We start from the raw sequence: 5,425 nt of genomic DNA on the forward strand, positions 1-5,425 counted from the left end.
GCTACGATCCCCAGGTCCGTCACGTGTGTCTCAATCCCAAGGGCAGCCTGCCGGGGGGGGCACCCCAAGGGCAATTCGTGGTGCAGCTGCGGACAAGAATCAATTGACCCTACTGGATCAGTCTTGGCGCCAAACAGGAAGCGCGATGCCGAAGGGGCGGGCCGCGGCCTCTACAAATGCTTCCTCAGCCGCGTAACCACACCCCGCTGTTCAGTGCCGCCATGAGTAGTCCAATCCGTCACGTTTGCCCACCGATAAGCCATTGTTGCCAGACCGGTTCTCGCTTCATGTATCGCGCCCTTTCACGACCGGGATGCGGGGGAGGGCAATCACAACCTCAGGGTGATCCTGACTTGGTGAAGGAAGACTTGCTCATTTGCTAGGGTGGAGCACAGGGGGCATGCAGCCATAAGCATGCCTTAAAGGTTTTTTCCTAGGCCCCATCGCATGGCCAAGGTGGGTGGTGACCAGAAAAGGAGTATGTGGCGGCGCGGGCCCTACCGCGCCTCGCCGCATAATGCGATCTCTGCTGCACTAGTGCTGGCAATGATCTCGCTCGCAATTGTGTTGGATGTGGACTGGCTTGCGCTTGCGGCGGCAGGTGCGGCAGGATGGCTTGTCGGACAATGGGGAAGGCCCGCCGCAAGGCCTGCTCTTGCTGATGATTTTGCCGGCATCGATCTGTCTGGCCGTGGTCAGGTCACGCCGCAACCATTGACAGCGCAGTCGGGATCGGACCTCAGCGAACAATTCGCAGAGCTCCAGTCGATTGCTGCGAAGGATGCGTTAACCGGGCTCGCCAATCGTTCAGGCTTGGAGGCCTTTGTCGAGCATCACCTTCGCATCAGTGAACCCGGCGCACCGCATTGCCTGATGTTCATCGACATCGACGGCTTCAAGCAGGTCAATGATGGATTGGGTCACAGCCAGGGCGACATGCTGTTGAGTCTGCTGGCTGAACGCCTCAAGATGGTGGTGCGTCATGACTTCGTGGGCCAGGCAGAGGGCGATTACGGCAATGTCGTGGTCGCGCGGTTTGGCGGGGACGAGTTCGTCATTTTCGTGGCTCGTTCGGGGTCTGGCAACACTGCCCAGAAACTCGCCAATCGCATTCTTCGCGTTGTGGCTGATCCGTTCCAGTTGGGGTCCAAATCGGTGCAGGTGGGCGCCAGCCTGGGGGTTGCCTTCGCCCCGGCACATGGCAACGATTACCGTGAACTGATCCGCAAGGCCGATGTGGCGATGTACCGTGCAAAGTCGCTCGGGAAGAATCGCTGCGAGTTTTACCATGACTCGCTCCTTGAGGCTGCGCGCGAGGCCGAGCGTGAGGAAAACGAGGTTCGCGAGGCGGTGGCGCGTGGGGAACTGGAGCTCTATTTCCAGCCGTTGCTGGATGCCCGGACGATGGAGATCTGCTCGGCCGAGGCCTTGCTGCGCTGGAACCACCCAAGACGCGGCATCCTCGCGCCCTCCGAATTCTTTCCCGCTATCAAGCGATCCAATCTCACCACGGCGATCGACGAATGGGTGATTAACAACGCGGTATCAAAGATCGCGGAGCTGGAGCGGGCAAACATCCCGCTGATGATCGCTGTAAATGTGTCACCCAATCGTCTGGAAACGCTCGAATTCCCTTCACTTGTCCGATCGGTGATCGGGCGTTGGAATTGCTCGCCGCAATTGCTCCAGATCGAAGCGACTGAAGATGCGGCCGTCTCCAATCCGCAGGTCAACATCAGGAATCTCGCGAAGCTGACTGAAATCGGGGTAAGTGTTGCCATCGACGATTTCGGGACTGGCTATTCCAATCTCGCCAATCTCATCATGCTGCCTGTATCGCGCCTCAAGATTGACCAGTCGCTGCTCAGGGACATTGAGCACCGTCCGGAAGCCTATGTGCTGGTTCAGACGATCATCAGCCTCGCCAACAGTCTCGGTTTCCACTCGGTCGCCGAAGGAGTGGAGACCGAAAGGCAGATGCAAATCCTTCAGTCGATGGGCTGCGATGTTTTGCAGGGCTTCCTGTTTTCGCGACCAGTGACATTCGACCAGCTGAAGATGCTGCATCACAGCTTTCCGGCTCGGCTCCGGAGGGGAGGGTTGAGGAATGCTAAACCAACCAAGGCTAACCGCTCTGCGGTAGCCTGATTGGAATACATGACCGCAATGAAAAAGCTCTCCATCTCCATGTTGGTCTCGGTTGGTGTGGCCGGCCTATGCGCGCCGGCTCATGCACAGGACGATGTTCCCTCGGAGCAAGCCGAAACACCGCCGGCATCGAACGCCAATCTCCTGGACAGGGATCTTGAAGACCTGCTCGTTTTGGAGTCGACCTCTGTCGCCAAGAAGCGCCAGAACGTCCAGGATTCCGCAGCCGCGGTCTACGTGATCACGCAGGAAGACATCCGCAATTCGGCCTCTTCAACGATTGCAGATCTGCTGCGCGTGGTGCCCGGGGTCGAGGTTGGACAGGTCACCAACGGTGTGACCGCCGTGTCGATCCGTGGCTTTAATGGCCGCAATTCGGGATCGCTGCTGGTGATGGTTGATGGCCGGTCGGTCTATGTTTCGACGCTCTCGGGCGTCTTCTGGGACCAGCTGGGTGTCCCGCTTCAGGATATCGAGCGGATCGAGGTGGTACGCGGGCCGGGGTCAACCCTGTGGGGCGCCAACGCAGTCAATGGCGTCATCAACATCATAACCAAGAACAGCGCGGATACGCTGGGTCTTCAGGCCAATGCGCGCGCAGGTCTGCGCGAACAGATTGTCGAAATGTCATCGGGGAACGAACTTTTCCCTGATGCCACCGTCCGCATCAACGGTCTCTATCGCCGCGATCAGGGCTTGCAGTCACTTTCCGGCGCCGATCTTGGCTCGGTCGCTGATGAAGGGGCGCTCGGCGTGCGATTGGATTGGCAGCCGACTAACCGCGATGCGATCACCTTGCAGGCCGATTACAAGACCGGTTCGCGCGATACGACCACATTCAACATTGATCCGGCCCAGATCGACCCGACGCCGATACCGGTGATGACTCCGGTAGATTACAGTGAATTCAGTCTTCTGGGGCGCTGGCGCCGTGCGCAAAGTGACAAGCTCGATTTCTCCGTGCAGGCTTATTACAGCGCGGTCGATCGGGAGGAGCTGGGCTATTTCGTATTTGACTGGTCGATTGCCGATCTGGATTTCGGTGCCAATTGGCGGCCTGACGAGACCCACGACATTAACTTCGGCCTCAACCTGCGGGCCATGTCCGACAGTTTCACGCTGATCGATCCTCGGGTCGATTTTCTGGAACGGGCGACAACCGACTACTGGATCAGCGGTTATCTTCAGGACGATATCAGTCTTGTCGCTGATACGCTGCGACTGACTCTCGGCGCCAAGCTGGAGTATAATGATTTCACCGGTGTCGAGTTTCAGCCGGGCGTACGCTTGTTCTACCGCCCACAGCCTGACCTCGCGATTTGGGGTGCGGTGACGCGCGCGGTGCGCACCCCGTCGCGTTTCGAGCGCGGCGCCGATTTCCAGCTGTCGGCAATTCCGCCCAATTCACGGCGCAACCCGGCGCCGCTGCCGATTTTTGCAAGCTTTCTGGGCGACCCCGATGCCGAGGCAGAGAACCTGCTGGCAATCGAAGCCGGCTTCCGCAAACAAATTGCGCCGCAGTGGAGCGTGGATTTCGCCGGATACTACAATTTCTACGACAGCCTTGCTGAACCCACGGTCGTTGCGGTCCAGCCAAACTTCATCCCGCAGTTCCCCTTTCCCGTGAGCCTCACCACCACGGCGCAAATCCAGTTCCGGGGCAAGGCCGAAACCTGGGGGCTGGAGGCGGTCGTAAAGGGGCAGTTTGCGCCTTGGTGGAACGTGCAGTTGGCCTACGCCCGTTTCGAAGGCCGCGCGGGGAATGATCCGCTCACAGGCAGACGTTTCAACGGCTTTCTGCCATTGGAGGGTTCGCCCGAAAACCAGGCTACGCTGGTGAATACTTTCAAGCTGGGCAGCGCCGTTACCCTCAATACGCAGGTCCGCTACGTTGACGAGTTGATTGGCGGCAAGGTGCCATCCTATTTCGATGGTGACCTGCTGCTGAGGTATGAAACTTCCGGGGGGCTCGAGATCTCGCTGGTGGGCGAGAACCTGTTTGAAGCACGCCGGTTCGAATATCTGTTCGACAACTACCCTGCGCCCCGATCGACCGTCCCGCGCAACGTGGCGCTTGACCTGCGTTACCGGTTTTAAGGGGAGGTGGGGATGTTTCTTACTCACCGCCCCTCCTGGCTTTGTCGCTTTGGCCTGATGATGAGCCTCGCTGGTGCACTGATCGCGAGCCCGAGCACTGCGCAAACGAGCGATCCCAATCAGCTGCGGGCAGCAATCGTCTTCAACGTGTTGCGGTTTGTCGAATTTCCGATCGAACAGGGTGGCACGATCGAGTTTTGTGTCGCCGCGGAGGCGCCCGAAAATGCAGCCTTGCGTTCCCTCTCCGGACGCCGGGCCGGTGCGCGTCCGGTTTTGGTCCGCACAATCCGCGGTGGTTCGTATGGCGGTTGCGATGTGGTCTTTCTCTCCTCTGCCGATAGCGATCAGATCGAGCGTGCGTCAGGACGGGGCCGTTTGCTGATCGGAAACGGACGAAGCTTTATCGATAATGGCGGAGCAGTTGGCTTGGTGCAAAATGGCAGCCAGGTGCGCTTCCAACTGAACCTGCGGGCGGCATCCCAGAGCAAGGTGGTCATCAGCTCTCGCCTGATCCGCCTCGCGTCCAAGGTAACCCGGTAATGCGCTCAGGGCGTATCAGGTTGCTGGCGGCCTTGCCTTTCAAAACCAAGCTGACCGTTAGCAGCATCATGCTGGTTTCAGTGGCGCTGCTATTTGCCAGCATCGGGTTGATTGGAATCCAGTTCCTGACCGAAAGCCGGCTTGCCGCACAGCGCCATAGCCAGATTGCCGAGATCATCGCGTCCAATACCGGGCCTGCGCTTCTCTTTGGTGATCCCGACGCCGCGCGCGAGAACCTCGCTTCGATCGAGGGGGTCGAGGATGCTGCATCGGCGCGCGTCTTCAGTAAGAACGGCTCCCTGTTTACTTCCTACACAAACAGGGATGCCGATTTCGAGGCGGATGCCGACCAACTGACGACGATCACTCAGAAGGTAACGGTTGATGGAGAGGCAATCGGCAAGGTCGAACTGAAGGTCCGGCTGCGTTCGTTCGCGGACATTCTTCGTGAAACCCTGCCTACGATCTTCATTCTGTTTACGCTGTGTCTTGCGTTGTCGATGGTGGTTGCGCGGACGATGAACCGCATGGCTTTTGCGCCGATCGAACGGTTGAGCGACGCGATGCAGAAGATCACTGTGTCGAATGATTACACGATGCGCCTCGAAGCCGAGCTTGACCCGGATTTCTCGTTGATCAC

General features: G+C 58.8%; 4 protein-coding genes. All 4 read left to right on the top strand.

Going from position 1 to position 5,425, the window contains the following annotated elements; translation table 11 throughout:
• Window positions 1-447 precede the first annotated feature (447 nt).
• Window positions 448-2,148 (top strand): putative bifunctional diguanylate cyclase/phosphodiesterase, encoded by a 1,701-nt coding sequence (locus ACOVQ0_RS01615; RefSeq protein ID WP_421879322.1) that lies wholly within the window; start codon window positions 448-450, stop codon window positions 2,146-2,148.
• A gap of 174 nt (window positions 2,149-2,322) precedes the next feature.
• Complete coding sequence (locus tag ACOVQ0_RS01620) at window positions 2,323-4,245, top strand: TonB-dependent receptor plug domain-containing protein (protein WP_421879325.1); 1,923 nt, start codon at window positions 2,323-2,325, stop codon at window positions 4,243-4,245.
• 12 nt (window positions 4,246-4,257) lie between these two features.
• A complete protein-coding gene (locus ACOVQ0_RS01625; RefSeq protein WP_421879328.1) occupies window positions 4,258-4,785 on the top strand; it encodes a YfiR family protein in 528 nt (175 codons plus the stop codon).
• Window positions 4,785-5,425, top strand: a 641-nt coding sequence (locus ACOVQ0_RS01630; RefSeq protein ID WP_421879332.1) for a CHASE sensor domain-containing protein, incomplete at its 3' end; no start/stop codon positions are given. The genes ACOVQ0_RS01625 and ACOVQ0_RS01630, both read left to right, overlap by 1 nt.

Origin of the sequence: Novosphingobium sp. (assembly GCF_049240505.1) — a bacterium.
Classification (GTDB): domain Bacteria; phylum Pseudomonadota; class Alphaproteobacteria; order Sphingomonadales; family Sphingomonadaceae; genus Novosphingobium.